The sequence below is a fragment of the Paenibacillus sp. J22R3 genome, assembly GCF_056269305.1.
The window spans coordinates 256,114-282,428 of the sequence record NZ_JBWDNS010000001.1 but is presented as its reverse complement, the minus strand read 5'-3'; the positions used below and the strand labels follow the sequence as shown (position 1 = coordinate 282,428).

Sequence of the window (26,315 nt, the reverse complement as noted above, 5' to 3'; positions counted from 1 at the left end):
TAGTTGGGACAAATGAACAGGCAAAAGTCCTTGGAATGTTCATATTTAAAAGCCGGATTCCCCGTTGACTGAGAAAATGCATACTCACAACCGCATAATGCAAGTAAATTAGCTCCTAATTTCACAAAAAAAAGAAGTCCCGAAGGACTTCTACTCTTATTATAAGGTGGAACGTTCACCCAGCTCTTCATCCGACTCGTCTTGCTCGGAATCCTCATTGGCTTCTTCAGCCGTGCCGCGCGCATTCAGCATCAGCATCGTAATCAGGGCGAAAGCGATCAAAGCCAGGAATGGAATGGTGACGTAACCGCCAAACCAATCGAGGTAATCTTCGCTGCACGGAACACCGACGGTACAAGGAAGCATTTTGGCCAGTGCCGGAATTTGCTGTTCCGCATAATGATACAAGGCAATCAACCCGCCAATTAATGAAAGCGGCCAAATATAGGGGATCAGCCTCCGGTCATTGCGGTAACTCGCTATTCCGAGGAGTACGACAAGCGGATACATGAATATTCGTTGATACCAGCATAAATTGCATGGAATAAAGTGCATGATTTCGCTTAAATACAGACTGCTGCCCGTTGCGACGATCGACACGATCCACGCCAAATAGAGCGCGTATTTGCTAAAGAACCCAAGGCTCTTCGACGTTTGGATCATTTGTCCCCGCCGGCCAGCGCGTCATCGATGGCTTTCTTAATACCGGGATAGTCACCGAATTGACCTGTAAATTCTTCTCCGTTAATAAACAGAGTCGGCGTGGAGTTTACGTTAGCGGCGATTGCTTTGGATTTATGCTTGCTGACCTCGGACGCATACGTGCCTTCTTCGATATCTTTCTTCAGCAAATCCAAATCGACATCGATCGCGTTATCTTTAGCTAGCTGAACCAAATATTCAGGCGTTGCCCAGAGAGTATGCTCGTCTTGCTGGTTCTTATAAAGGATATCGAAATATTTCCAAAAAGCGTCATTATTCTGATGATACACGGACTGAGCGGCCAGTGCGGCTGTCGTTGAATCCTCACCGATGAACGGGAAGTTCATGAAGTAGAATGCAACTTTGCCCGACTCCACGTAGTCCTTCTCGATCTGCGGTTTAATTTGCTGACTGAACACTTGGCAGGATGGGCATTTGTAATCGCCGAATTCGACGATCTTCACCGGCGCATCTGCTTTGCCCAGAATAGGCAGCTGTTCATAATCAAACGCGGTCGGATCAGCCTTCGGTGTGAATATCAGGGCTGCAATAATACCCAGAATAACAACGATACCTGTACCCCACATCAGCTTCTTCATAAACTTGCGCTGCTTCTCCAGCTTCTCTTGCTCGGCTTTGCGTTGACTCTTATACGTGGATTTCTTCATTGGCTGCGACATTTGCTCCCCATCCTTTTCTATGAGCCTATTCTAGTTAAATTGTAGAGATCGATTTACTAGATGTCAATTCATTCAAACGCTTAGCGTCTCCGGCTTAACGCCTGCCGGAAGAATGCGCTCTACTTGCTCCATTACGCGTGCATCCGCCAGTTCTTCGCCCATTATCGTGATCATCCCGCTATCCTCACGACCACGAATCAATCGGCCCAAACCTTGCTTCAATCGAAGCAGCATATGAGGCATGTCCACCGTTTCGAATGGAAGTTCGGCATCTTTGCGTTTGGCTGTGAAGACAGGATCATGCGGTGGATAAGGAAGCGACCACATCAGCACATGAGACAGCGACGGACCCGGAATATCAAGCCCTTCCCATAACGTAACCGCACATAGAACACTGGCTTCATCGTGTTGGAACGTCTCGATGAGATGACTGATCTCAGCGGTCCCTTCAAACAGAAACCGGAAAGCATCGAAATCGGGAATCGAAACGATATCTGTTCTGAACTGCAGCAGCTCCTCCTTGGACGGGAACAAGATAAGCGCTCGTCCTTCTGATTGCTGCAGTCTTCGCAGCGCAAGCTTCAATTTGTCAGCTTGGCTGCTAATCGGCGCAACCGCCGCACTCATTTGCGTCTCATAATCATATGGCGACGCTACCGAGAAGGATAACGCCTTCTGGATTCCAAGATTGTCTGCAATATAATCAAACGAATCATTGACGGACATCGTCGCAGAGGAGAACACGATCGGCATATGCTTCGAGAAAACGCGCTCCTCGAGAATCTCCTTCACCAGCTTCGGCATAATGACAAGCGTAATGCCGTCCTGCTCTTCTTCGATCCAAGTAATCAAACCGCTCGGCTTTTTGAATAAGTTCAATGCCAGCTGGAGCATCTCGATGTGCTCTTCCACAATGGTGAGCTGGTAGGCATCGATCGTGAACATCCCGCTCTCGAAGACAAGCTCCTCTTCAATCGCTGCAAGCACCGCCCCGAAGCGAGTGACTTCCTTCAACAACCGATCTGACATGATCACTTCACGCCGGTCCGAAGCTGCAATGGAACGGCTGCTGGAATCCAGCAGTCTAAAGAGATGCTCGCTCTGATCAATGGCTTCATCTATCGTGACAGCAAGTGTCTCGCGGATCTCTCCTTGAAGCAGCCGCGTGATGATAGATTCAAACACATTGTGCTTCAGCTTATAGGTGAGCGCCTTCTGAGCCGCAGTCTCCAGCAGATGGCCTTCGTCAAATACGACAGAGCTATGTTCAGGCAGAAGCGGCAGCTGTCCTTCGCGCTTACGCGCCTCATACGTCCACACATGCTCCATATAGAAGTCATGCGAGCAGATGATAATGTCAGCTGCTTTGCGGTAATGCTCGCGCGAGAGCGTCTGGCCGCAGCGATGTCTCCGAGAACAAACCAGGCAGTCCTGGAATACGTCCCAGCCAACCGCTTTCCACTGATCGTCGGTCAGATTCGGGTAATCTTTGCGATTGCCATAGGGGTAGAAGGCTTGCATCGTGCCCGGATTATGGACGAACTCAGGCAATGCCGCATGCATATCCCGATAAATTTCCGTATCCGTGAAGCCGCCTCTTGCATCTTCAAGCTTATTCAAGCAAATATATTGATCCATCGATTTGCCCAGCCGCGCATCAATCGTCAAATCCAGATATCGTGCCAGCTTCGCGATATCGCCTTCCGGCTTCACCAGCTGCTCGATAAGCGATTCATCCGCGCAGGCAATGATGGCCGGTTTGCGCGTATATCGTGCATAGTTAATGGCATAAAGCAAATAGACGAACGTTTTCCCCGTCCCTACGCCAGCCTCTGCAAAAATCGTTTGTTTCTCGCTATAAGCCCGTTCCAGCTGAAAAGCCATATAAATTTGCTCATCTCGGAGTTCAAATCCGGCCTCAGGAAGCCGTTCATAGAACACATCCGCAATCCAATCACTGGCTTGCTGGACGAAGGATTCTTTCGGGTCAAAGTCAAAAGGGTACTTGTTCACCAGTTTCAAAGCCTCCAGCACTACTCAATTTCAAACAACTTCAAACCGTTATCATAACATGTTTTCACTCAAAAAGGCTAATCCATCTCGTGGATTAGCCTTGATGAAAGAATTGCCACATGTGCTTACACGACATCGAATCCTTGATCTTCAATCAACGTTTTGATGCGGTCCAGAGAGATCGATTTCTCTTCATAATCGACCGTAACCCGGTTGCCGGGCAAATCAACCTTTGCCGCTACGCCGTTCTTCTTCAGTGCTCCCTCGATGCTGTTCACGCAATGCTGGCAGGACATGCCCTTCACTTGAATGGTAGTTGTCATTCGAAATCGCTCCTCTAATCAAAGTTATTTGCGGAATCGTTGAAGTCTTAAGGCGCTGAGTACGACGGAAACAGAGCTCAGTGCCATCGCAGCCCCTGCCACCCATGGGGCGAGCCAGCCGGCTGCGGCAATCGGGATCCCGACTGCATTATAGGCAAGCGCCCAGAATAAATTCTGCTTGATGTTGCTCATGGTTTTGCGGCTAAGCGCGATTGCTTCGGGAATGCTGCTTAAATCGCCGCGCATCAGCGTAATATCCGCAGCCTCTATGGCAACGTCTGTACCTGTTCCCATGGCCATGCCGATATCTGCGGTAGCGAGTGCCGGTGCATCATTGATGCCATCGCCAATCATCGCTACTTTAAGTCCGCGCGCTTGAAGCTTCTTCACTTCCTCTGCCTTACCTTCCGGTAAAACTTCGGCAAGGACGGTACCGATCCCTGCTTGTTCCGCGATTGCCCGCGCGGTTGAAGCGTTGTCCCCTGTGATCAATACAACTTCCAAACCAAGTGCTTGCAGCGCCTCGACGGCCGCGCGAGATGTCGGTTTGATCCGATCGGCAACCGCGAGGTAACCTGCATACACGCCATCTACAGCTGCGAGTACAACCGTATTACCGGCATTCTCCAGCTCTCTAATCTGTGATTGATCCGCAAACTCGACGCTATGCTGCGCTAGCAAGCGCCGAGTGCCGACAAGCAGTTCCTTCCCTTCGATACGCACCTCGATCCCGAAGCCAGGTATCGCCGTGAACGATTCGATGGCCGCTGCCTTCTCGATCCCCCGCTCAAGAAGACCTGCGACAATGGCTTCGCCAAGCGGATGCTCCGAGCTGCTCTCTGCTGTAAGAACCAATCGAAGCAGCTCTTCCTCTTGAAACCCCGCCTCAACCTGATAACCCGTCAGCTTCGGTTTCCCTTCAGTAACGGTTCCCGTCTTGTCGAGCAGCACAGCGTCAATGAGATGCGCTCGCTCAAGGTGCTCTCCGCCTTTGAACAAGATGCCCAGCTCAGCAGCCCGACCTGACCCGGCCATTATTGAGGTTGGCGTAGCGAGACCAAGTGCACAAGGGCAGGCAATAACAAGCACAGCAATCGCTTTGCGCAGCGCCTCCGGGAATGCACCGGGCTCGAGCGCAAAGTACCATACGAGGAACGTCACTGCAGCGATTCCGATCACAATTGGGACGAATATGCCGGAGATAACATCCGCAATTCGCTGGATTGGCGCCTTCGAGCCTTGCGCTTCCTCCACGATACGGATAATGGAAGCCAGTACGGTTTCTTTGCCCACCTTCGTGGCTCTCATGACAAGAGCTCCGTTTCCGTTAATCGTTGCCCCGATAAGCGGATCATCCGCTTGCTTGTGAACAGGGAAACTCTCTCCGGTTAGCATCGATTCATCCACGGATGAGCTGCCTTCCAGCACAACGCCATCGACGGGGATCTTCTCCCCCGGCTTCACGGCGACTAAATCACCGGGCTGCACCTCTTCAATCGGCAGGCGAACCTCGATTCCTTCTCTTATGACGACGGCTTGCTTAGGTGCCAGACCAATTAAAGCACTAATCGCTTGTGAGGAACGACCTTTCGCCAGCGCTTCGAGTAACTTCCCGAGCAGCAGGAAGGTGATGAGCAGCGCACTCGTTTCATAGTAAAGTTCAACACTATGCATGCTATCCCCCAGGGATGCCAGCGTCTCGACCAAACTATAGAAATAAGCCGCAGATGTTCCGATCGCCACTAACACATCCATATTGGCGCTTCTTCCGCGTAATGCCTTATAAGCGCCTATATAGAACGGAGCTCCGATTACAAATTGAACCGGTGTAGCCAAAGCGAGCTGCAGCCAAGGATTCATTAACCAGCCCGGAATGTGAAGAAATGATGCAAAAGCGAAATGATCTGCCATAGCTAACAGCAGCGGCAAAGAGAGCAGCGCCGAAACAAGTAACCGAAGCTTCAGCTGCTTCAAACCCGCTACGCGTTGTTCGCCGAGCTGCGACATCTCTTTATGTAGCTCAGCATGAAACCCAAGCTGATCCACTTTGCTCATCACGTCGCCTACGGCGATGACATCTTCATTATATTCCACACGAGCGGTTTCCATCGTCAAATTCACGCTGGCACTCGTGACACCTTCAAGTCTCGATAGCCCCTTCTCGATTCGAGCTGCGCAAGAGGCACATGTCATGCCGCTGATCTGCAGAGTAGTCTTCTGTGTCGCCACGATAGGTTCCTCTCTCCCTTCCATATACCTCTGGAGGGTATGTTCTCAACATCATCTTATCATACCCCATGGGGGTATTACAAGTGGTGTAAAAAAGACCGCACAGCCTGCTCTTCCGGTCTGTCGGTCTGTTATTTCATCAGCTTGTTCATGGTCACCAGCAGTTCCTTAACGACATCATGATCTCCCTGCTGGATGCGTTCGATAACGCAGCTATTCATGTGATGCTCCAGCAGCAGCTTCCCGACCCCATTTAAGGCCGACTGAGCAGCGGCAATCTGATTGAGCACATCATCGCAATACGTATCCTTCTCAATGAGCCCTTTCAAACCGCGAATTTGACCCTCAATTCGGTTCAATCGCGTAATTAAGCTGTTCTTGATTTCATCGGTATGCGCACTGCGCCGGACAGAACCGGCTTGATCGTTGCAATGCTCGTGCTCGGTATGGTTCATCCCACATCCCCCTTTTCCTATCTTTCACTATATCATACCTCCAGGGGGTATACAACTTCACTCTCCCGCCTCTTCGCTGCGCTGCGTTCGCTTAACCTTGATACAGAAACACGGCTGCAAGCACGAATATGCCAAGCCCGAATACGAGCGGATGCAGCAGCGACGTCTGTTTACTGCTTTCCTGCGCTTCTATGTTCACTTCCTGTGATTCTTCCCGAATCAGCTGCAGAACAACCAGATGAACGAACAGATACAGCACATCGACGAACATCACCATCATCACGGCATGAGTGCCCATCATGACGCCAAGCATGGCACCCATCATGCCTCCCATAATCCCTGCGAGCATGCCGTCAAGCGCTGCCATCGTACTGACAGGCTTCCCTGCCAAGTAACCGCAGACAAGCCCAACCAGCACCGAGGCCGCTGTAGGGAAGGTTAAATCCTTAGGATACATGACCCCTGCAATTGTACCTACAGTGACGCTGGTCATCATCCCAATCGTCATTGCAATCATCATGCCGGCCATACAGCTAATGAACTGACTTCTTAAATATGTACGAATGATCGACCAGACGGACATGCCTGCAACCCCAACAATACTGCCGATATAGAAGTAATTCATCAATCAAACGCCCCTTTGTCACCCCATCATTCCATGATAGTATTCCGCGGCGTCTGTCAATATTCGTTCGATGAAGAATTTCTAATGCATTTCTCATACTTCGGCTGAAACCCTTGTCATTCCTTGTGAATCCGCTTTCCAAGTAAATGTTGGGATTTTTTTATGTGCTATGATGTTCCTAGGTCGTTTGTCCCAAGGCAAAGGCAATTAAAACTACTTAGATGAACATCACAGGGGGAATTCAACATGAAAACAAAAATCAGCAAACTTGTAATGAGCATCACATTGAGCTTCACTTTACTTACAGGCGGTACAGTGGCATTACAGGCTACTCCGGCTCATGCAACTTCAGCTTCGAAAGCAAGCAGCGTTATCAGCACAGCCAAAAAATATCTCGGTACACCTTATAAATATGGCGTTTCCACTTCGACAACACGTTACTTTGATTGCTCTTCTTTTACCAAATACGTATTTAAGAAGTATGGTACAACGCTTCCGCGTACGTCTAAGAGCCAATCCAAAGTCGGTTCTTATGTAAGCAAAAGCAACTTGAAGCCAGGCGATTTGGTTTTCTTCTATAAACCGATTCACCATGTCGGCATCTACATCGGCAACGGCAAAATGATTCACACCTACGGTAAGCCGGGCGTCATGATCTCGAGCATCAATTCCGGTTGGTGGAGCGATCACTACGCTACAGCACGCCGCGTATCCTAGAAGCAGGTTAACTTAAAAGGGAAGAAACGCTCACCGCTGAGCGTTTCTTCCCTTTTCTCGTTTCGAATGCAGCATGCTTAGACCGGGCACTTTAATATAATAGCGCGGCTTGGCGACGCCGATTAATTGCGAGCTGTAGATGCCGTTATGTCCGGAGAACATATAACTGACGAGGCATGCCAGAAGCATATAGCCGGCTCCGGAAGTACCGAACAGCTCTATACCAAGAACGGCGCAAGCAAGCGGTGCGTTGGCAGCTCCGCTGAATACCGCAATTAACCCAAGCCCGGCTAGAAAGGCAACACTTACATGCAGAAGCGGCGCGAGCGCATTGCCGAGCGCGGCTCCAATGACAAACAGCGGAGTAACTTCTCCTCCAAGGTAACCCGTGCCTAACGTAATAACTGTAAACAAAGTTTTCCATAGGAATGCTGCACCCGGCACCTGCTCCTGAAACGATTGCACAAGAAGCGGTAAGCTTAACCCCAGATACTCTCGTGTACCGGCTCCTAAGACTAATCCAATGATGAGCAATCCTCCGACGAAAGCTCTAATCCAGCCTAGTGGAATATGCTTCGAGGAGATTCGCTTAACGAATTGAATCGCGGCCGTGAAGATCAGGCTCATCCATCCGAACAAGATCGATGCAATCAACACCTTCAGCAATACAACCCAGCTAAGTGAAGGAATATCACTCCCCATACTGTACTTGATATGGTGAATCCCCCAGGCCAGTGTCGTATAATTCGCTACGAATGCTGCAACGAGGCATGGCAAGATCGCGTTATAGGCAAGCTTCCTGCCCCTAATTACAACTTCAAGCGCAAAGACCGCACCAGCCCATGGCGTCCCGAATACAGCACCGAATCCGGCACTTATGCCACCTAACAGCAGGATTCTTCTGCCTGCTGCATCAGCTTGAAATGTCCTTCCAAACCAATCGGCAAGGCTGCCGCCCATCTGAACAGCCGTTCCTTCTCGGCCGGCTGATCCGCCGAATAAATGCGTGATCCATGTACCCAGCAGGATGAGTGGAGCCATCCGAATTGGGACTCGTTCATAGAGATGGAGATGATCATCGCGCCTGCGTATTTGTTCAATAATGAGATTATTACCCTTTGCGGTATTCGCTCCATATTTCACAAATAAGCAGCTCATCCCTGCTCCGGCAACAGGCAGAAGCAGCATCAGCCAAGAAAAGGAATTCTGAAGATAAGTTGCATATTCGAGTCCGGCTAGAAATAAAGCAGCAGCCGAGCCCACCGCAATTCCCGTTACCACACTATACAGCATCCACAGGATACTCTTTCGCATCATCGTCATCGTCGCCCTTGCCATCTATTTGCTCCCTATCATAGCCGCTTCACAGCTATACAGGCAATAAACTTCTGCAACAGCGTATAAAAGGCATGCCAAAACGACCATCCTAAATGAGAACGGAGGTGAGTTCAGATGGCGAAAGATGTACTTTGCGAAGTTAACTCCTGCAAGTATTGGGCTGCAGGCAACCATTGCAACGCTTCTTCCATTTATGTGGTGAGTAACCGCGGGAAACAAGCAAACAATTCCGAAGAGACAGATTGCAAAACCTTTGAACCGAAAATCTAGCTGAATGTTCCGATTGTGTAATAATTCCTGATGAAACAACAACGAGCCGCCTCGACCAGAAGGCGGCTCGTCCTGTCCTTCTATACCGTAGTATAGCCAACAGTGATAATAATTATCATTGAGAATGGAAATTGCAATTTTTTTTTACGCTTACCAGATCTTCACGTTCTCACGGAAACGTTTGTAGATCCAATCGTTCACTTCCCACAGATCTGCAACCGGTTGGTTCGTGTGTGGAAGTGTGTGCATGTAGCCCGGAGGTCCGAATTCAGGCACGACCGTGGAAACAGCATGTCCTTGTGCCGCACGGCTTTGGATCATTTCTTTCCACCAGCCTTCGAACAATGACACTTCGTAAGCGTATTCCGGTGCCGATGGATCCGGTACTTGCGGTCCTTCCGCATATCCTACACGCGCATGAATATGAAGCGTACGGGAAATCGCAAGCTCGATATCCGCTCTGTTATCTTCCAGATGCGACTCACAAACGCAAGTCCAGTGGCTGAAGTCTGCTGTGATTTTGAGCTCAGGGAGCGCTTCAAGCAAACGAGCCGTTGTCCATGGCGTGAACATCGCACGTTGACGGTGCGTTTCATGACCAACCGCAAGGCCGGTTGCACGTTCTACTGCAAGCGCTTGTTCGAAGAAGTTAACTTGCTGCTCGAATGTCATATGATCACGTGCGCTATGGGAGTTTACGAAGAGCGGTTTAAACGAAACCGCGCGCTCCACTTGCTCAGCGAAGCTTGCTGCATGATCAGCGCCGCCTGTGAAGATTTGCGGGATAAAGTCAAATTTGAACTCTTCCAGCAGTTCCTTGAATTCATTCTCTTGATCGGCCTCAGGCATCGGTGTTTCAACACCGTCAAAACCTGCTGCTTGAATCCGGGTAAACATATCCCGATATGTGCCTTCCATTCCCCACAATGCTTTCAGAAACTTCGTTTGCATTTCATGTTCCTCCTCAGACCTATACCTGTTTTAAAATTACCACAGTTTACTATACACGTGCTCGTCCACGCTGACTACTCTAATTCTACGGTTTCTCGTTCATTTAAACGAAGCTGCTGCGTGGCAAATTCCAAGTATAACGGATGAGATTCAAGAAGCTCATCATGCGTCCCGCTTCCGGTCAGCTTCCCTTTCTCAATGAACAGAATTTGATCGGCATCTACAACCGTTGATAACCGGTGTGCAATGACCAGCGTCGTTCGCCCCGCCATTAAATTCTTCAGCGCTTCTTGAACAACAACCTCGGATTTACTGTCAAGACTTGATGTCGCTTCGTCCAGCATCAGGATCTTCGGATCACGAAGCAGCGCTCTGGCAATGGCAATACGCTGACGCTGACCACCGGAAAGCTTGATGCCGCGTTCGCCGACTTCCGTATCATAACCATTCGGCAGCTCGCTGATGAATGTATGGGCATAAGCCATTTCCGCTGCATGAACAATTGAAGCTTCGCTGACTTCATGATCCATGCCATAACACAAATTGTCTCGGATCGTGCCTGCAATCAATGGACTTTCCTGCGACACATACCCGAACTGACTTCTCCAAGACCTCAAGTTGTAGTTGTCGATGGATTCCTTACCAAGCTTGATTGAACCGCCTGTCGGCTCATAATACCGTTCCAGCAGAGAGAACAGGGTTGTTTTCCCGCCACCGCTAGGTCCCACGATTGCCGTAACCGTACCCGGCTCCACGCGGAAATTCAGCTCAGCCAGCACCGGCTCGCCATTCGCATAATTGAAGCTGAGATCATTAACGGATATCGCTTGATCTGTACGATCAACCGGCTTGCCCCCCTCGTGATCTTCTTCCGGCGCTTCCAATATCGTAATGATCCGTTCCGTCGCACCGACTGTTTTCTTAAACTGCGTGAAGAATGAAGTGATTTGCGTCATCGGCATGACAATTTGAATGAGGTACAGAATAAAGGCAACGAGTTCGCCTGCCGATAAGGCACCTGAGGACACCCGCACACCGCCGTAACCGATAATGACCACAAGCAGCATCATCATAACGAAAAACATGAGCGGTGCAATCATCGCTTGAATTCGCGCTTCTTTCAAGCCGAAGCTGAACAGACTGCTGATTCTCGTGCTGCCTGCCGTGTATTCGCGTTTCTCGGCATTCATGGACTTCACAAGTCTGACTTCAGAGAGAACCTGTGTCAGCGTAGTCGTGAACGATGCGGTTTCTTCTTGCAATCCTTTCGAAACGATATACATTTGACGTCCCAACGGGATCAGGAATACGGCAGCAATCGGAATAACGCCGAGCATGACTGCGGTCATTTGCCAATCCATATAGAACAATACGGCAACCGATCCGATCACCGAGATAATCCCCGTTAAGAAATTCGTTAAATTCTCAGAGATCAGCTGCTTCACGACGCCGGTGTCATTGGTCATTCGGCTAATCGTCTCACCTGTACGATGATTGTCATAGAACGGAATCGGCAGCTTCAGCAGCTTCTTCCACAGCCTGTCGCGCAAGTTGGCCACGATGCGCTGCCCTATCGCATTCAGCATATACATCGAGAACCCGCTGGCTAGAGCTTGTAGGACAAAAATACCGCCGAACAGCGTTATTTGCTGCCAGCTGAGATTGCTGATCGAGAAGCCGTCCACGAGATTTTTCGTAAACAACGGTATGATAAGCGAAATTAATGTCCCGATTAAACTCATCGATATGGCTGTAATAAGTAGTCCTTTAGACGGTCTTGTTTGTCCGATCAATCGCAGCAGCGGTTTCCAGCCGCCGCTTGGTTGTGCCTGGTCTTTCATTGCAATCAGTTCCTTCCTCTGCGTATCTATTCTGTAGTACGCGTTAAGCATATCAGCGGTTTTTGAACAGATTATGAACAGAACGGAAGGATATGCTGGAACAGAATTTGTTTGGCTGCCACCGCGCTGCTCTTGCCCTCAGGCTCTTTACGAATAGCAGCAACGAGATCGTAAGACGGTACGATGAAAATATATTGTCCCCCGTAGCCCTTGGCGAAGCAGTAGTCTACCACACCATTATGCGCCTCTGTCGATATCCACCAATGGTACCCGTATTCGCCGAATATCGGAGGCTCATAATGAGCCAGTCCTTTATGATGAACCGTGGTTGAAGTTTCGACCCAGCTCCGTGGAATAACCTGCTCCCCCTCCCATAGCCCGCCCTGCAAGTACAGCTGACCGAAATTCGCCATATCTCTGGACGTCATATGCAGTCCCGCTCCACCTTCGTAAATGCCATCGTGACTGTTCCATCTCGGTTTACGAAAACCCAGCTTCTGAAATAAATGCTCCTCAGCGTAGGCATAGGTTGATGCTCCTGTTGCTTTCGTCAGAATGGCAGATAATAAATGAGAACCTCCGGAATTATAGGCAAAAGCTTCTCCTGGTTCATGCGCCATTGGCTGCGAGAGAATGAAAGATATCCAATTGTCCGCACGCTTCATTTTCCAATACGGCTTATCGAAATCCGGCCAATCCAGTCCGGACGTCATGGATAGCAGATGCTTGATTCGAATGGAACGTTTGCGTCGATCATCAGTTGCTGCAAGCGCGGGAAAGTAGTCGGCAATCGGCTCGTCAATGCTGTTAATATGGCCATGCTCTATGGCGATGCCGATTAAGGCAGAGAGAATACTCTTCGTACAGGAGTAGATCGCGCTGACTCGGTCCGCATTCTTGTCATGCCACTCCCATAGCAGCTCGCCGCCCCGCAGGATGACGACATCGTTTATTTTCCAAGTTTCCAGATGATTTCGTAATTCATCCGTATCGAGTTTAGCCCTATTGGATGACGCAGGCGTAAGTAAGTCCATATGTATTTAGTTCCTTTCTGACTGGCTGAATGGAATGCCGGCATGTAAAATAAGAATAGCTTGTCCAATCCTTACAAATGCGAATAAACCGGAGGTATTGAACTGTATGGCTCTTATTCAATGTGATTTCTATTCGGAAGTGCTTGGCTTGTCCATGTCGATGAACGTTATATTACCACAGGTTGCTCCTTCACAGATCGGAATGGCATCTCATGCCGGCCAGACGAAACATAAGACTTTATTCCTGCTTCACGGCTTATCGGATGACCACACGATTTGGCTTAGACGAACGTCAATTGAGCGTTACGTAGCCGCGCTTGGCATCGCTGTTGTTATGCCATCCGTACACCGCAGCTTCTATACGAATATGGCCTTAGGAGGCAATTATTGGACTTTTATTAGCGAGGAGCTTCCTGCCATTGCCCGTTCCTTCTTCCCGCTGTCGGACCGCAGAGAAGATAATTTCGTTGCAGGCTTGTCTATGGGTGGTTATGGCGCATTTAAGCTCGCACTGAATAAACCGGAGTCCTTCGCGGCTGCGGCCAGCTTGTCAGGCGCGCTTGACTTGAGTGACTTAAACGATCGTGTCTCCCTTGATTATAACTTGATTTTTGGCTCACAGGAAAAGGTCGATGAGCTGCCCAACAATTTGTTCCTGGCTGCGGAGAAGCTTGCTGCATCCGGCAAACCGATTCCGAAGCTCTATCAATGCTGCGGAACCGAGGATTTCTTATACAGCCACAACGTGCGGTTCCGTGAACATGCCGAGATGCTTGGACTGCCCCTTACCTATGAAGAAGGGCCCGGCGAGCATGAATGGGGCTATTGGGACGAGCACATTCAGCGTGTGCTTGCATGGCTGCCGCTGGAATAAAGACAACAAAGCCGCGGAAGGATTGAGCTCTTATGCTCATTCCTACCGCGGCTTTGTTTGGTCAATCCAGCAGAATCGGCGATATCGCAACACCGGACGGGAAACTGCCCGTTGGCAGAATCGCAATCGGCAGTTGACTGGCAACCTCAATTACCGCAACATAACCAAAGGTTAGTATCGTCACATATACCTTCAAACCATCTGCAGTAATCGCGATATCACTCGTATTGCTCCCTGCCGGCAGCTCGATACGAGTTAGAATTTCATTTCGCGACAGATTGATGACCACGATCTCGTCGCCACCACGGCTCGCCACATAAGCTAATGCACCATCCGGCGTAATAACAAGCTTCTGCGGATCATTGCCCGTATCCAGCTTGATTGTAGCCGTAATGGTGAACGTAGAAGTCCGAATCGCATATACTCGTTCAAATTGCACATCGGTTACATAGGCGATTTCACCGTCTGGGGTAAACGCGATCGCGGATGGCTTGGCCCCATGAGGCAGCTTGATCGTGGACACAATAGTATGGGTGATCGTATCTACGACCGCGATGCAGCCTTTGTTAATTAAGCAGCAATAAGCCTTCTGTCCATCAGGCGCGATTGCCACCGCAACCGGATCACTGCCCGAAGGCAGCGAAATCAGCTTAATAAGCGAACGGGTTTCCGTATCAATGACGACGATGTAGTCCTCTACCATCGTCGTCACGTAAGCTTTGCCGCTATTGCGCGATACGGCAACCGCAAGCGGCACTGCACCTACCGGGAACGTGATTTCTCCTGCGATGGTATGCGTGAGCGTATTGATGATTTTGACCGTTTTATCCCCTTGGCAGGTCACTAACACTTCTCGCCCATTCGGGGTAAAGTCCAGCTGACGCGGACTGCTTCCAACCGGGAACGGGATCGTTGCCACTCTCGTATTCGTTGCCGTCTGAATTACGGTTACGGTGTGACCGGTATGATTGGCTACGTAAGCGTGCATCATCTCATCCATCAGCGAGGACATGACCTGCAAGTTATGCTGGGCGATCACCTCTCCTTGGTCATCAACCTCCGCCATCGTAGCAAACACTTCACCGGCCGCAAGACCGTTCGCCGTAATACTAACGCCAAATTGATCCAGTTCTCTGACCTCATGCTGGACCGTGAACGTGCCGCTTGAATAACCGACAGGCTGAAGCTCTACGATAGCCAGCCTGCGCATCACAAGCTTCCCGTACTCCCCTCCTACTTGATCACTGTTTACCAGTTTCGAATCCATTGAAGCTGCCGCTTCGGTTGCAATCGTATACACTTGAATGCCTGCCGATGCTTGCTGTCTTCCGCGATTCATGACCGTAATTCTAAGGCTTTCCGTTCGTCTTCGTTCTCGATTAATCAGCAGCCCGGTGTCCAAGATCGGCAAAGGGGACGCCTCCTCTACTCTTCCATTCCTCTATCCTATGAGATGCTAGAGTAAATGGCGCGAGACATATCACTATCTCGTGCTGGTAGATTATGCAGGCTCGGTTGCATCCTGTATCTTCAGTAACTTATTTTAAACCTTTAAAACCCATGCCATATACACCGGGGATCGACGTTTCTTTGCCAAGAACGGCAGCTGCCTCAAGCGTCCAGTATGGATTTCGCAGCATGCCTCTTCCGACAGCTACGAGATCCGCGTCTTCATTGCCGATGACAGAGTTAGCGAGCGATGGCTCGTCCAGTCTGCCGACGGCGATAACCGGCACATCCAAGGCATTCTTGATCGCTCTGGCCATCGGTACTTGGTAAGCAACATGCGTTCCCGGTCTGCCATGCGCAAGAATAGGTCCTTCGCCTCCGGAGCTCACATGGAACATATCCACGCCGGCGTCGCGGTACGCTTTAGAGAATGCAATGCTTTCATCAAGGCCATAGCCGCCATCCACGTATTCTCTGGCCGAAACGCGCATGATAAGCGGCATAGTCTCCGGCATTACACTTTTGACTGCATGGATGACTTCGCAACCGAACAGCGTCAAATCCTTGCCGTATTCATCGGTACGTTTATTCGTGAAGGCGGATTGGAATTGGTGAATCAGATAGCCGTGAGCACCGTGAATCTCGATGGTGTCTACGCCGGCTTTGATCGCTCGTTCGGCGGTCAAACGGAATTTATCTACCATTGTCTTTGTTTCATCCGTCGTCAATGCCCTCGGCGTTTTGGATTTCTCGTCGAAGGGAATTGCCGATGGAGCGACGGGAACTTCCGCATGCTCGGCTTTACGTCCGGCGTGAGCGATTTGGATGCCTACTTTCGCACCGTATTCATGACATGCGTCAACAATGCGTTTGAGCGGACCGATTTGCTCGTCGGACCACAAGCCTAAATCGAAATCCGTGATGCGGCCGTCCGGCTCGATATCGGTCATTTCGATAATAACAAGCCCCGCTCCGCCGATCGCCCGGCTTACATAGTGCACGTAATGCCATTCCGTGGCGATACCATCATTATTTCGGACGGCATATTGGCACATCGGAGGCATGACGACTCGATTTTTCAGTGCCATGCCTTTGATATGAAAATCATTAAACAAATTGTACATGGTTCCGCATGCTCCTTTATACCCTCAACTGCTTCTCGGCAGAAGTGGCGTTGATTTACTTAATAGGAATGTGAGAAACGACGATAAAGCTACACAATCGTACCATTACAAAATGGTCAATTGTACTTCGTTTATGTTAGGTCTGACATAACCAATCGTTATGACGTATGCGACTATATGAAATCTAACAGCTGTCTGCTGACTGATTCTTCGCGTGTAATGACTGAGATTTGACGCGTCGTTCCAAAGTCCGAAATCGGAACGGCTTTTATCGTATCCTTCTTCTGAATAATGAAGATTTCAGGTAAAATGGCAATCCCCAGGTTGGCGTGCACGAAACCAAGGACGCTTTGTCCCAGTTCGATCTCGATTGCGATATTCAGCTCTTTCCCTCTTTGCGTAAATTCCTTCTCGACTAACATCCTGACATCGCAGCCTTCCGGCAGCATCACAAACGATTCATTCTGAATCTCATCAAACAGCACTTCTTCTTTGTTGCCATATAGCGGGTGGTTGACATGAACAAACAAGAAGAACCGCTCCGTAAACACTGGCGTCGTGTTGAAGGAGTGCTTAACACCTCTGTCATCAAAAAAAGCGGCATCGATCGTTCCATTTTCCACATTGGTTAACAGGTCATGAAAACTATAAAACACCCGTACCTTAATCTCCAATTTTGTTTGTGCCTGTTGATTGCCTGCTATTCGACCGGGCAAGTAAATCGTCGCGATACTCGGCCACGAACCAATTGTGAGGACGACCTTCCCTTCGTCTTGACTAAGCGCAATCTCGCGTCGCAAGGCGTTCACTTCATTAAGGATACTTTTGCTTCGTTCAAGCAAAATCTGGCCGGCTGCCGTTAACGTTACGCCGACGGTTGAACGCAGCAATAATTGTGCCCCTAATTCATCCTCCAAATTGCGAATTTGCTTGCTTAAAGCCGGCTGACTGATATGTAAGCCTTCGCTGGCCTTCGTCAAGCTCTTCGTTTCCGCCGTCTGCTGGAAGGCCTCCAACCATTCGATCCTCATCTTCATCCCTCATAACTTTGGGTTACTCCCGATCAACATAGCGGAAGTACGGCTAGTGACCCATCATCATTGCCGCATCCGCTTCGTCTCCGGTGCTTACTTTATCTTCTTCCTTCAATCTAGGCTTCCGAAGGATCAGCGAAAGGACAACACCTGCGGATGCAATACATGCGGAGAGAAAGAAAGTATCTCCATAACCCGCCACCACCGCGGACAGGGGATTTGCACCTTCCGCCCCGCCTGCTGCGTGGGAAGTAATTTGCGAAGTCAGATACCCGGTAAGGCCAGCAACCGCGAACGAGACGACAACTTGCTGCGCGGCTGTTGTAAGCGGCGTTACACGGCTGACCAATCGACGTGGTGCCGAGTTCAGAACATGGGTATTCAGCGGCATCATGGAGAAGCCCATTCCGAGTCCCATCATGCAGATGGATACGATAATAAGCCACAGGCTGGTGTCTACCGAAACGCCGGATAAAATAAACAATGCGCAGGATACTACGGTCAAACCGCAGAAAGCAAGCGGTCTGGCCCCGATTTTATCAAACAGCCGTCCGCTGATCGGCATGCCGATGCCTGCGCAAAGCGCTTGCGGCATCAGAATCCAGCCGGTTTCAAGTGCTGTATAATGTTTCACGCTTTGCAGGTAAAGCGGGACAATCAACATAGCACCAAACAACGCCAGCTGTACAATCCAAGTTAAGATGATACCGCGGGTAAAGTCCGAAGATTTGAACACTTTCAATTCCAGCAGCGGCTGCTCCTGTCTCAGCTCCACGAATATAAAGGCGATCAATGCAGCTCCGCCGACTGTCAGTCCAGTAATCGTAGCCGTTGAAGACCAGCTTGTTCCTCCTTCACTCACACCAAAGGCAAGCATCGTAAACGCGATCGGAGCAAGGAACATGCCGATAACGTCCAGATGCGGTGCTTGATGACGATCAGACTTAGGCAAGTATTTCACTCCGAGGATGAATGCAATGATGCCTATTGGCAAATTGATAATAAAGATCCAATGCCAGCTGACCGAATCCACCAACCATCCGGACAAGACTGGGCCAAAAGCCGGCGCCATCAGCATCGGAATGCCTAATACGCCCATAATTGAACCGCGTCGTTCCGGAGGCGCAAGCTTGAACACCATCGCCATCCCAATCGGAGATACCATACCTCCCCCCAGCCCTTGAATAACACGGTAAATGATCAGTTGTTCCGGGCTTTGCGCAATTCCGCATAAGAGCGAACCAATCGTGAATAACGTAATCGTCAGCAGAAAGATCTGCTTGGAGCCGAATTTATCTGTCAGCCAACCGGCAAGCGGAATGACAGCGGACAAAGCAAGCGTATATCCTGTAACTGTCCACTGAATCGTCTTCAGATCGGTATCGAAATAATCCACCAGATGCGGAATGGCATTATTGACGACCGTGCTGTCGAGTATGACCATGATCATCCCTACGATAATAGCCATAAGCGGCGGAAGAATGGCTTTAAATGAGAAGTCGTCATCTTTATTCGGTACTGGTCCCGATTGTGTTCGTGCAGACATGTGCGTCCTCTCCTTCTTTACTACTGCTGATTAGGTTCTCCCGCGACCCGCAGTAATAATTGATGAAGACCGCAATTGTATCTGCCAATTGCTGCACGATTATTGACGGATTACCATGTTCCCCTATTCCTAACTCCCCGGCACCACTCGATAAACGTTATTTTTCCCAACCTGCTGTATAATTCGCGTTCTCACACGTGACATCCTCACCACATCTGTCACGCCTTTCGCATTTTTCGTTATGGTTAACAGCAGGATTGCGCCTCTAAGCCTGGCTTTGTGCTGGGGGAGTTCGGTGGATACGAAGTTACCGAGTGACGATGCAGCAACCCGGTTTCGTATTTGTCCATCGCGATCCTTCATCTTAAACATCTTTATCGGATGCAGCACATGAGGATGCGCGCCCAACACGACATGTACACCATTTCGAAATAACAGCTGCATGAGCCGGATTTGTCCGCGGTCGGGGTAAGCTCGAAATTCTTTGCCAAAATGGAGGCAGACGATGATTAAATCCGTTCTACGCTTCAAACTGCGCACGTCCGCAATCATTTTGTTCCGGTTTAACCGGTTGACCATCCACGTCTGAGGCACGGATATCCCATTCGTTCCTTTGGTATACGCCAGAATGCCGATGCGAATTCCCTTCACATGAACAATCAGTTTCTTGCGTGATTCTGAGGCTGAGCGATTCGTCCCCGTATGTCGCAGCCCGTTACGATCGAGGATGTTTAATGTCCGCTTCAAACCGGAGACTTTCCCGTCCATACAATGGTTGTTGGCTGTGCCTAAGACATTGAAGCCCAAGCTTCGCAAGGTAGCCGCAAATTTGTCCGGGGAGCTGAACAACAGTTTTCCACGCTCGGAGCGGAAGCTGGGACCGGAGAAGGTCGTCTCCAAATTACCTATCGTGAAATGGGAATTCCGCAGATAGGGCTTCACTTTGGCAAAGATCGGTGCGAATCCGCCTTCTCGCTGGGCCGAGGCGATCATCTTCCTCTTCATCAGCAAATCCCCGACAGCCGCAATTGTGATTCTCATTCATTCACCCACTCCTCTCGCGTTACACCACCTTATTCGACGGACAATCGATCCGCTTGCAAGTTGGGCAATCCTAGATACGGAATCGGGCAGAAAAAATCCGCAGTTCATGAAACCGCGGATCGTCTGCTGTCTATCTGGTTTCTCTATGCAGCGTTACCTTCTTATGCGTCGGGCAATACTTGCGAAGCTCGAGTCGCTGCGGATTGTTTTTCTTGCTCTTGGTCGTCATGTAGTTGCGTGTCCCGCATTCCGTACATGCCATCGTAATAATGACGCGCATGCTCTCATCACCTTCCTTTATCCATAAGTTATGAATGAAGGTGTCTGGGTGACAATCACAAGTTGACGATTTACTGCTCGTCATTCCTCTGGCTGCTCTAACGAAACGTAGAGGTCTTATTCGGGAGAAAAAGTTAGAAACACTTGAGTTTATGGCCAAATAAGACCTGTAGGATTCGTTAGAATTTCAAATCTCTATTTTCCAATCAAATAAGACCTGTACGGTTCGTTACAATAATTTCTCGTAAGCAAATTGCCGGCAAGCCCTCGCTGGTCTCAGCCTGACCACTAACAAAAAGAGCCAAGCGCAACAAGCCGCTTAGCTCTTTCTCTACCATCTAACCTGTCGGACCATCTGCGAACAAGACACGCAGCTCTTCCAGCCTCGCCAGCATATGTTTAAGCTCAATCGCCAGAAACTCTTCGTTCGCGGCTTCAAACGCCGTTCTCAGCTTCGCTAAACTCTCCGTTGCTTCCGGAAGCAGCTTGAACGCCTCTTCAGCATGTTTGTAGAAGGGATGGACTTGGACCGCCTGATGATCTGTCATCGATGCTCACTCCTTGCACGTATGTAGGTACTCTACACTCTACCATCGCGCAAGCCATTTTGCAAAATCCTGCCAGTTTAACTTCCTCTATATGTGCTGTAACCGCCTGGAGCGACTAGCAACGGAATATGATAGTTGGAGCTCGAATCCTCGACGAGGAAGCGAACAGGAACAAGAGTCAGAAACCGTATGTCCCCGCCGAAATAGCCCCCAACATCGAATATGAGTTCATACTCGCCTATGTGCAATTCGCCTCGGCCTAACAACGGCGCATCCACACGTCCATCGGCATTCGTTTGAACCTCTTTGATCAACTGCGGCGGTTTGCCAAGCGAGGAATGAACCCATAGTTGAATGTTCATCCCGGCTGCCGGCTTTCCCTGCGACATGTCCAGTACATGCGTGGTTAATTGTCCCATCATGGCGACGAAACCGACTTCGCTGAAGGATTAGCAGCCAGCGCCTTCAGAAAATCCTCACGCTCCAAATCCGCTCTGCTCAGCGAGAACCCTTGGAACCCAAATGGAGGCCTCGGCTCCGTATACACACCTGCTCCAGTAACCGGATCACGATCGACGATCGTTTCCCATGTGCGGTTGTTGGATTCGAAGCTAACCTCCTCCAATTGCGGGAACCTCGTTAACAGCTGTAAGCCTATTTGACAGACTAGATATTGAATAGATGGAGACTGGATCGAGTGGAACGCATATTGAGCCAAATCACGGATTTGCTCCGCTGCTACATACGCACCACCATTCCCGTCCAACGCATCCGTAACCTTCGAATATCGCCAATTAAGATTCAAGAAAATAAATAAAGGCCGATCATAGCTCTCGGGCAACGTCGTATATTCATCACGAATGAATCCGTAGAACGAGCTTCCGCTCACTTTGATAAGCTGCAAATCCGCTATACCGCTGGAATGATCGACAATGACCGCTCGTGCATCAGCCTCACAGTTCATCTTCAGAGAAGCATGTGAATGCTCGTTATGAGATCGACGAAACACCAATTCACTCTCGTTAAATCCAGCATCTCCACTTCCGCCAACCTGAATGGTCTGAAAGGGAATGCGATCCGCAGCAATTTCAATATCCGTAACGTGCGGGTATTGAGCGAGGAAGGCTTCTGCTACAAAGGCTAAGAAGCCTTCGGTCGTACAACCGTCATAAACAGCAGCATGTCGGAGTATGAAATTCTTCATCGAGTCGGTAGCCACAACCTGCGTATTGTCCCCTTCGCTAAACGAGCTCAACAGCACCTCGCTGCTGACGGAGAACGTCACATTATGCGCAAAAATAATATTGGATTCGCCACAATAAGGTGATTCCGGAATCGGCGCTACAACAAGCGGAGCCGCATAGGTTCGATAGGTCAACACATCGCCTTTGCCATAATAAAGCGTCCGTCCATCACGAAGCTTCATCATGCATCATCCTTTCACCTCAAGACTTATTCTTCGATTAAATCAATTAGACGCAGCTGGGTGATCCGCTGAATTTCGAGCAGTGCTTGTCTGCGCTCCTGTACGACAGAATGCTGCAGCCTCTCTTGCATGGCCGCTAATAAATCGGCTTTCGTTCTTCCGCGTACCGCCATGATGAAAGGAAATCCGAATTGCGTGGTGTAAGCCGCATTAAGCTGCGCAAATCGCTTATACTCGTCCGGAGACAGCTCATTTAGTCCTGCCCCTTGCTGCTCGGAAGAGGAGTAAGATGTCATCGTCATTCGAGTTGCCAAATCCGGATGCGCGCGAAGCAGCTCCGTCACCTGATCTTCGGGCGCTTGCCGCACTACGGCCAGCATCGCTTCATGCAGCTCATTCACGGAATGAAAAGGCCTTGCTTCCCAAGCCTTCTCCGCAATCCAAGGCGAGTGCTCAAACACACCTCCGATTTGACCCACAAACATCTCTTTACTGAGCGTATTCAGCTGCCATAAACTTATGCTCATGTCCAGTACCCCGCATGTACGGCAGCCGTCTCCGCATCGATTTCCGGAAATGGTCCCATGACTTCGATCGGCTTGCGACCGCAGGCAAACACGTCTCTGCAGGGCAAATTCAACGTTAAATTCCGTTCATCTTCTCCGGTCAGCTCCATCAGTCTTTTCTCCGACATGCCATATACGACCGTCCCCACGTTCCCCCAATAGATCGCACCTGCGCACATGGCACAGGGCTCAACGGAAGTGTAAAGCGTGAACTGCCAGAGCTGCCGCTTGGAAAATGTTCGAGAGGCGTTCACCATGAGCGTCGTCTCCGCATGACCGGCACAGCTGCCTGTCGTCACCTCCACATTGCCCTGCTCCAGAACAATCGTGCCGGACGGATCGACCAAGATCGCGCCAAACGGCGTATTGCCCGAAGCCAAGGCCTGCTTGGACACCTCAATGCTTTTGCGCAAATAATACAAATGCCGTTCCTTCTCATTCATGGCTGATCCCTCCCTTGTTCAATCACCCGGTGCACCGCACGGATAATTCCCCCATAGCCCGTACACCGGCATAAGTTGCCGGACAGCGCCTCCTCGACCTCTTCAAGCGTCGGGTTCGGCTGTTCCAGCAGCAATGCGGTTACCGAAACTATCATGCCTGGCGTGCAGTACCCGCATTGATAGCCGCCTTCATCGAGAAAAGCTTGCTGGACAGGATGCAGCCCTTCGCGATCGGCAATACCTTCTATCGTCGTAATTGCCTTCCCGCTGCATTGGTACGCCATCGTCAGGCAGGCGTTGACCGCTTTGCCGTCCACCATCACCATGCATGCGCCGCAGCGCCCGATTTCGCAGGATATTTTCGTACCGGAGAGCTCTAAGTCTTCTCGAAGAATAGCCAACAATCGTTTACACTCGGGTACGTTCAACTGTATTTCTTCGCCATTAACGGTGCAGCTTAACGGAGAAGGCGAGGACCACTGCTGAAGCTCGGATTCATTTTTCATAGGTCCATCACCGCCTTCACCGTGAAAGTCGGCCGCTCCAGCAGTTCCAATGGATCGATTGGCAGCTTATTCAATCGCTTTCCGGTTGCATCATTCACGGCTGCCAGTATTGCAGGCGCGACGCCAACCGAACCGATTTCCCCGACTCCTCGCGGACCGTAATCATCGCCTTCAGGCAGCTCCTCGATCGCTTCGACATGAACAATTCCGTTAGCATCCTTGATCGTCGGAATGAAATAGTTATCGAGGTTAGTCGTCAAATAACGACCTTCGTGCATGAGCGCTTCTTCAGTCAACGCGTAACCGAGCGCCATGATGCTGCCGCCTTCGATTTGCCCCAGATATCCTTGCGGATTCACGACCGGACCGGCTGCTACAGCATGGTATTGCTCTAGTACGTGAACACAGCCTGTCAGCGTATTAACCTCCACCTTCACGACCACCGCAGCAAATGTGTACAGATAATGGGCTCCTGACCGTGGAAAAGTCGTGACAGGGAACGCAAACTTCGTCTCGGCGCGAATTTCCCGTCCGACCGCGCCATCCGCCAGCGCTTTGTAACTCAGCAATAGAATACCGCTACCTTCGCCCGCTTCGCCTTTGCTCCAGATACCACCTTCGCCAACGCGCAGCCCATCCTCGGGAAGAGATAATAGTTCAGCCGCTGCGCCGAGAAGTTCACTTATAAAAGGAGACCGCAGCTGCTGCAGCGATTTCCACATCATCGTTGTCGCTCTGGAGGCGGTCGTCGAGCCGCTGTTCGGTACCGCATCCGTGTCGCCTATAATGAGGCGCAGATCTGTCGCCGCAAAGCCGAACTGTTCCATCAGCATCAACTCAAGGGAAGCTAGCAGCCCTTGCCCGCATTCTTCGTAGCCGAATTGCGCTTCAATAACACCATCTCCGGTGAGCACCAGCCTGCCGCCTGCTGGGTCGGGTATGCCAGCTCCAAGCCCTGCCCCATGCATGATGAACGCCGCTCCGATGCCGGTATGAAGCCATGGTTCCGACGGAGTAAGCCGCTGCACCCGTTGCTTTTCCTGCCACAATGGTGAAGTCACTACCGCATCCCATACCTGTCTGGCACCGTTTGTTGGTGCGATCGGATGACCGAACGGTCCCGGATCATCCGGTTTACGCAAATTGTGCAGCCGGAATGCCCAAGGCTCCATCCCGCACGCTTCCGCCAGACGATCCATCTGACCTTCCAGCGCAAATATCGCCTGATTGCCGCCAAATCCGCGAAACTCGCCGGACATCCCATTGTTGGTGTAAACGGAGACACTTTGAACATCGAGTGCTCCATATCGGTAAGGCCCAATCACATGCTCGGTTGCAAAATGAAGCACTTCCGCCCCAAGCGTCGCATAAGGCCCGGTATCCGCAGTTATTGATACTTGATGAGCCAAGATGCTGCCATTCCCATCAATGCCTGTTTTCATCGTAATCGTCATCGGATGCCGTTTAAGTCCGGCTCTGACTGACTCTTGCCTCGAATTGTGAATTTTAATCGGCCGATTCGTCTTAAGTGCAAGCAAAGCGCCATAGGGCTGAACGTTCAGCTCATCCTTGCCGCCGAAGGAACCGCCGATCGGACTGGACAAGATGCGGATGGCCGCCTCCGGCAGCGCCGTAATGCGCGAGAGCTGCAAGCGATCCATAAACCCATGCTGGGTCGGGGAATGAACCGTCAACCGTCCATCCGCTTCCGGAACGAATAAGCCGCCTTCGGTTTCCATGTACGTATGCATCTGACGCGGCGAAATGTAGGTCTCCTCCACGATGTGAACGCAGCTCGCGAAGCCTTCCCCGATATCTCCGCAAGCAAACTCGGTTTGATGCAAAATATTCCCCTTCGGGTGCAGCTTCACCGCATCTGCCGCCATCGCCTTCGAAGGACTGTCCATAATCGGCAGCTCTTCATAGTCGACCTCGATCAAAGCCAAAGCCTGTTCTGCAAGCAGCGCAGACTCAGCCGCAACACAAGCAACCGCATCGCCGACATAGCGGACTCTATCCCAGCACAAGACAGGTTGATCTTGAATCGCAATGCCGTACCCATTCAAACCCGGGATATCCGCATGCGTCAGCACGGCATGCACGCCAGGCAGCTCCTTTGCATGATCCGTACGAATGGCTAGAATACGCGCATGCGGATAAGGGCTGCGAAGCACGCGTCCATACAGCATGCCCGGCGCTGTCCGATCCGTGAGATATGCAAGCTTGCCTGTCACTTTGCCAGGACCGTCAGGCCTGACTCGCCACCGCTCCTTGCCGGAGCTTCGGTTAAGCAGCATG

At 50.5% G+C, this 26,315-nt stretch carries 26 protein-coding genes and 1 pseudogene; 3 read left to right on the top strand and 24 right to left on the bottom strand.

The features are described 5' to 3' along the window. Positions 1-159: 159 nt before the first annotated feature. From AC0YN4_RS01305 to AC0YN4_RS01275, 7 genes are all read right to left on the bottom strand, one after another. A complete protein-coding gene (locus AC0YN4_RS01305; protein ID WP_475834911.1) occupies positions 160-663 on the bottom strand; it encodes a disulfide oxidoreductase in 504 nt (167 codons plus the stop codon). Next, positions 660-1,382 (bottom strand): DsbA family protein, encoded by a 723-nt coding sequence (locus AC0YN4_RS01300; protein ID WP_475780665.1) that lies wholly within the window; start codon positions 1,380-1,382, stop codon positions 660-662. Before AC0YN4_RS01300 ends, AC0YN4_RS01305 begins: the two co-directional genes overlap by 4 nt. 72 nt (positions 1,383-1,454) lie before the next feature. After that, entirely contained in the window at positions 1,455-3,395 is a 1,941-nt protein-coding gene (locus AC0YN4_RS01295; protein ID WP_475834910.1) for an ATP-dependent DNA helicase, read from the bottom strand. Between the two features lie 125 nt (positions 3,396-3,520). Continuing rightward, on the bottom strand, positions 3,521-3,718 hold the full coding sequence (locus AC0YN4_RS01290) for a cation transporter (RefSeq protein WP_475780663.1): 198 nt from the start codon (positions 3,716-3,718) through the stop codon (positions 3,521-3,523). A 24-nt stretch (positions 3,719-3,742) separates the two neighbouring features. After that, positions 3,743-5,971, bottom strand: coding sequence for a heavy metal translocating P-type ATPase (locus AC0YN4_RS01285; protein WP_475834909.1), 2,229 nt, complete (start codon positions 5,969-5,971; stop codon positions 3,743-3,745). A 107-nt stretch (positions 5,972-6,078) separates the two neighbouring features. After that, positions 6,079-6,402, bottom strand: coding sequence for a metal-sensitive transcriptional regulator (locus AC0YN4_RS01280; RefSeq protein WP_475834908.1), 324 nt, complete (start codon positions 6,400-6,402; stop codon positions 6,079-6,081). Between the two features lie 91 nt (positions 6,403-6,493). Then, the gene (locus tag AC0YN4_RS01275; RefSeq protein ID WP_475780660.1) at positions 6,494-7,027 is read right to left on the bottom strand and encodes a hypothetical protein; all 534 of its coding nucleotides are present in this window, start codon (positions 7,025-7,027) and stop codon (positions 6,494-6,496) included. A 246-nt stretch (positions 7,028-7,273) separates the two neighbouring features. Here AC0YN4_RS01275 and AC0YN4_RS01270 point away from each other — a divergent pair, with 246 nt between their 5' ends. Then, entirely contained in the window at positions 7,274-7,744 is a 471-nt protein-coding gene (locus tag AC0YN4_RS01270) for a C40 family peptidase (protein WP_475780659.1), read from the top strand. A gap of 30 nt (positions 7,745-7,774) precedes the next feature. On the opposite strand, the gene AC0YN4_RS01265 is transcribed toward AC0YN4_RS01270, so the two are convergent. Next, positions 7,775-9,082, bottom strand: coding sequence for a chloride channel protein (locus AC0YN4_RS01265; RefSeq protein ID WP_475780658.1), 1,308 nt, complete (start codon positions 9,080-9,082; stop codon positions 7,775-7,777). A 114-nt stretch (positions 9,083-9,196) separates the two neighbouring features. Between AC0YN4_RS01265 and AC0YN4_RS01260 the strand changes: the two genes are divergently transcribed. Further along, positions 9,197-9,352 (top strand): DUF1540 domain-containing protein, encoded by a 156-nt coding sequence (locus AC0YN4_RS01260; protein ID WP_475780657.1) that lies wholly within the window; start codon positions 9,197-9,199, stop codon positions 9,350-9,352. 150 nt (positions 9,353-9,502) lie between these two features. Here AC0YN4_RS01260 and AC0YN4_RS01255 read toward each other — a convergent pair whose 3' ends face one another. The 3 genes from AC0YN4_RS01255 to AC0YN4_RS01245 form a co-directional block, all read right to left on the bottom strand. Beyond that, positions 9,503-10,303 (bottom strand): sugar phosphate isomerase/epimerase family protein, encoded by an 801-nt coding sequence (locus AC0YN4_RS01255; protein ID WP_475834907.1) that lies wholly within the window; start codon positions 10,301-10,303, stop codon positions 9,503-9,505. A 74-nt stretch (positions 10,304-10,377) separates the two neighbouring features. Next, complete coding sequence (locus AC0YN4_RS01250; protein ID WP_475835555.1) at positions 10,378-12,150, bottom strand: ABC transporter ATP-binding protein; 1,773 nt, start codon at positions 12,148-12,150, stop codon at positions 10,378-10,380. A gap of 65 nt (positions 12,151-12,215) precedes the next feature. After that, positions 12,216-13,178 carry a serine hydrolase domain-containing protein gene (locus AC0YN4_RS01245; RefSeq protein WP_475834906.1) on the bottom strand — a complete coding sequence of 321 codons (963 nt, stop codon included), beginning with the start codon at positions 13,176-13,178 and terminating at the stop codon, positions 12,216-12,218. 106 nt (positions 13,179-13,284) lie between these two features. Between AC0YN4_RS01245 and AC0YN4_RS01240 the strand changes: the two genes are divergently transcribed. After that, complete coding sequence (locus AC0YN4_RS01240) at positions 13,285-14,052, top strand: alpha/beta hydrolase (RefSeq protein ID WP_475780654.1); 768 nt, start codon at positions 13,285-13,287, stop codon at positions 14,050-14,052. 61 nt (positions 14,053-14,113) lie between these two features. On the opposite strand, the gene AC0YN4_RS01235 is transcribed toward AC0YN4_RS01240, so the two are convergent. The 13 genes and pseudogenes from AC0YN4_RS01235 to pucD form a co-directional block, all read right to left on the bottom strand. Further along, positions 14,114-15,463, bottom strand: coding sequence for a beta-propeller fold lactonase family protein (locus AC0YN4_RS01235; protein WP_475834905.1), 1,350 nt, complete (start codon positions 15,461-15,463; stop codon positions 14,114-14,116). 127 nt (positions 15,464-15,590) lie between these two features. Beyond that, a complete protein-coding gene (locus tag AC0YN4_RS01230; protein ID WP_475834904.1) occupies positions 15,591-16,625 on the bottom strand; it encodes an NADH:flavin oxidoreductase/NADH oxidase in 1,035 nt (344 codons plus the stop codon). A gap of 173 nt (positions 16,626-16,798) precedes the next feature. Continuing rightward, positions 16,799-17,656 (bottom strand): LysR family transcriptional regulator, encoded by an 858-nt coding sequence (locus tag AC0YN4_RS01225; protein ID WP_475834903.1) that lies wholly within the window; start codon positions 17,654-17,656, stop codon positions 16,799-16,801. 52 nt (positions 17,657-17,708) lie between these two features. Then, positions 17,709-19,208 (bottom strand): annotated as a pseudogene (locus AC0YN4_RS01220) (DHA2 family efflux MFS transporter permease subunit); the annotation flags it as partial. A 126-nt stretch (positions 19,209-19,334) separates the two neighbouring features. Then, entirely contained in the window at positions 19,335-20,246 is a 912-nt protein-coding gene (locus tag AC0YN4_RS01215; protein ID WP_475834902.1) for a CapA family protein, read from the bottom strand. A gap of 133 nt (positions 20,247-20,379) precedes the next feature. Further along, the gene (rpmG, locus tag AC0YN4_RS01210) at positions 20,380-20,529 is read right to left on the bottom strand and encodes a 50S ribosomal protein L33 (protein WP_090983819.1); all 150 of its coding nucleotides are present in this window, start codon (positions 20,527-20,529) and stop codon (positions 20,380-20,382) included. 337 nt (positions 20,530-20,866) lie between these two features. Further along, positions 20,867-21,076 carry a hypothetical protein gene (locus AC0YN4_RS01205; RefSeq protein WP_475780649.1) on the bottom strand — a complete coding sequence of 70 codons (210 nt, stop codon included), beginning with the start codon at positions 21,074-21,076 and terminating at the stop codon, positions 20,867-20,869. A 77-nt stretch (positions 21,077-21,153) separates the two neighbouring features. Further along, positions 21,154-21,495, bottom strand: a complete 342-nt coding sequence (gene uraH / locus AC0YN4_RS01200) for a hydroxyisourate hydrolase (protein WP_475835554.1) — start codon at positions 21,493-21,495, stop codon at positions 21,154-21,156. Next, the gene (pucL, locus tag AC0YN4_RS01195; RefSeq protein ID WP_475834901.1) at positions 21,495-22,505 is read right to left on the bottom strand and encodes a factor-independent urate hydroxylase; all 1,011 of its coding nucleotides are present in this window, start codon (positions 22,503-22,505) and stop codon (positions 21,495-21,497) included. The genes uraH and pucL overlap by 1 nt, the downstream gene beginning before the upstream one ends. Positions 22,506-22,528: 23 nt before the next feature. Next, complete coding sequence (gene uraD / locus AC0YN4_RS01190) at positions 22,529-23,029, bottom strand: 2-oxo-4-hydroxy-4-carboxy-5-ureidoimidazoline decarboxylase (RefSeq protein ID WP_475780646.1); 501 nt, start codon at positions 23,027-23,029, stop codon at positions 22,529-22,531. After that, entirely contained in the window at positions 23,026-23,511 is a 486-nt protein-coding gene (locus AC0YN4_RS01185; protein WP_475780645.1) for a nucleoside deaminase, read from the bottom strand. Before AC0YN4_RS01185 ends, uraD begins: the two co-directional genes overlap by 4 nt. Beyond that, complete coding sequence (locus tag AC0YN4_RS01180; RefSeq protein WP_475780644.1) at positions 23,508-24,017, bottom strand: (2Fe-2S)-binding protein; 510 nt, start codon at positions 24,015-24,017, stop codon at positions 23,508-23,510. Before AC0YN4_RS01180 ends, AC0YN4_RS01185 begins: the two co-directional genes overlap by 4 nt. After that, a complete protein-coding gene (gene pucD / locus AC0YN4_RS01175) occupies positions 24,014-26,314 on the bottom strand; it encodes a xanthine dehydrogenase subunit D (protein WP_475834900.1) in 2,301 nt (766 codons plus the stop codon). Before pucD ends, AC0YN4_RS01180 begins: the two co-directional genes overlap by 4 nt. Position 26,315 lies beyond the last annotated feature (1 nt).

What these genes read in the sequence shown, in the direction of transcription:
- AC0YN4_RS01305 (WP_475834911.1), bottom strand. Translation starts at nt 663, where the DNA reads ATGATCCAAACGTCGAAGAGCCTTGGGTTCTTTAGCAAATACGCGCTC.
- AC0YN4_RS01300 (WP_475780665.1), bottom strand. Translation starts at nt 1,382, where the DNA reads ATGTCGCAGCCAATGAAGAAATCCACGTATAAGAGTCAACGCAAAGCC.
- AC0YN4_RS01290 (WP_475780663.1), bottom strand. Translation starts at nt 3,718, where the DNA reads ATGACAACTACCATTCAAGTGAAGGGCATGTCCTGCCAGCATTGCGTG.
- AC0YN4_RS01285 (WP_475834909.1), bottom strand. Translation starts at nt 5,971, where the DNA reads ATGGAAGGGAGAGAGGAACCTATCGTGGCGACACAGAAGACTACTCTG.
- AC0YN4_RS01280 (WP_475834908.1), bottom strand. Translation starts at nt 6,402, where the DNA reads ATGAACCATACCGAGCACGAGCATTGCAACGATCAAGCCGGTTCTGTC.
- AC0YN4_RS01275 (WP_475780660.1), bottom strand. Translation starts at nt 7,027, where the DNA reads ATGAATTACTTCTATATCGGCAGTATTGTTGGGGTTGCAGGCATGTCC.
- AC0YN4_RS01270 (WP_475780659.1), top strand. Translation starts at nt 7,274, where the DNA reads ATGAAAACAAAAATCAGCAAACTTGTAATGAGCATCACATTGAGCTTC.
- AC0YN4_RS01265 (WP_475780658.1), bottom strand. Translation starts at nt 9,082, where the DNA reads ATGGCAAGGGCGACGATGACGATGATGCGAAAGAGTATCCTGTGGATG.
- AC0YN4_RS01260 (WP_475780657.1), top strand. Translation starts at nt 9,197, where the DNA reads ATGGCGAAAGATGTACTTTGCGAAGTTAACTCCTGCAAGTATTGGGCT.
- AC0YN4_RS01255 (WP_475834907.1), bottom strand. Translation starts at nt 10,303, where the DNA reads ATGCAAACGAAGTTTCTGAAAGCATTGTGGGGAATGGAAGGCACATAT.
- AC0YN4_RS01245 (WP_475834906.1), bottom strand. Translation starts at nt 13,178, where the DNA reads ATGGACTTACTTACGCCTGCGTCATCCAATAGGGCTAAACTCGATACG.
- AC0YN4_RS01240 (WP_475780654.1), top strand. Translation starts at nt 13,285, where the DNA reads ATGGCTCTTATTCAATGTGATTTCTATTCGGAAGTGCTTGGCTTGTCC.
- AC0YN4_RS01230 (WP_475834904.1), bottom strand. Translation starts at nt 16,625, where the DNA reads ATGTACAATTTGTTTAATGATTTTCATATCAAAGGCATGGCACTGAAA.
- AC0YN4_RS01225 (WP_475834903.1), bottom strand. Translation starts at nt 17,656, where the DNA reads ATGAGGATCGAATGGTTGGAGGCCTTCCAGCAGACGGCGGAAACGAAG.
- AC0YN4_RS01215 (WP_475834902.1), bottom strand. Translation starts at nt 20,246, where the DNA reads ATGAGAATCACAATTGCGGCTGTCGGGGATTTGCTGATGAAGAGGAAG.
- rpmG (WP_090983819.1), bottom strand. Translation starts at nt 20,529, where the DNA reads ATGCGCGTCATTATTACGATGGCATGTACGGAATGCGGGACACGCAAC.
- AC0YN4_RS01205 (WP_475780649.1), bottom strand. Translation starts at nt 21,076, where the DNA reads ATGACAGATCATCAGGCGGTCCAAGTCCATCCCTTCTACAAACATGCT.
- uraH (WP_475835554.1), bottom strand. Translation starts at nt 21,495, where the DNA reads ATGGGACAATTAACCACGCATGTACTGGACATGTCGCAGGGAAAGCCG.
- pucL (WP_475834901.1), bottom strand. Translation starts at nt 22,505, where the DNA reads ATGATGAAGCTTCGTGATGGACGGACGCTTTATTATGGCAAAGGCGAT.
- uraD (WP_475780646.1), bottom strand. Translation starts at nt 23,029, where the DNA reads ATGAGCATAAGTTTATGGCAGCTGAATACGCTCAGTAAAGAGATGTTT.
- AC0YN4_RS01185 (WP_475780645.1), bottom strand. Translation starts at nt 23,511, where the DNA reads ATGAATGAGAAGGAACGGCATTTGTATTATTTGCGCAAAAGCATTGAG.
- AC0YN4_RS01180 (WP_475780644.1), bottom strand. Translation starts at nt 24,017, where the DNA reads ATGAAAAATGAATCCGAGCTTCAGCAGTGGTCCTCGCCTTCTCCGTTA.
- pucD (WP_475834900.1), bottom strand. Translation starts at nt 26,314, where the DNA reads ATGCTGCTTAACCGAAGCTCCGGCAAGGAGCGGTGGCGAGTCAGGCCT.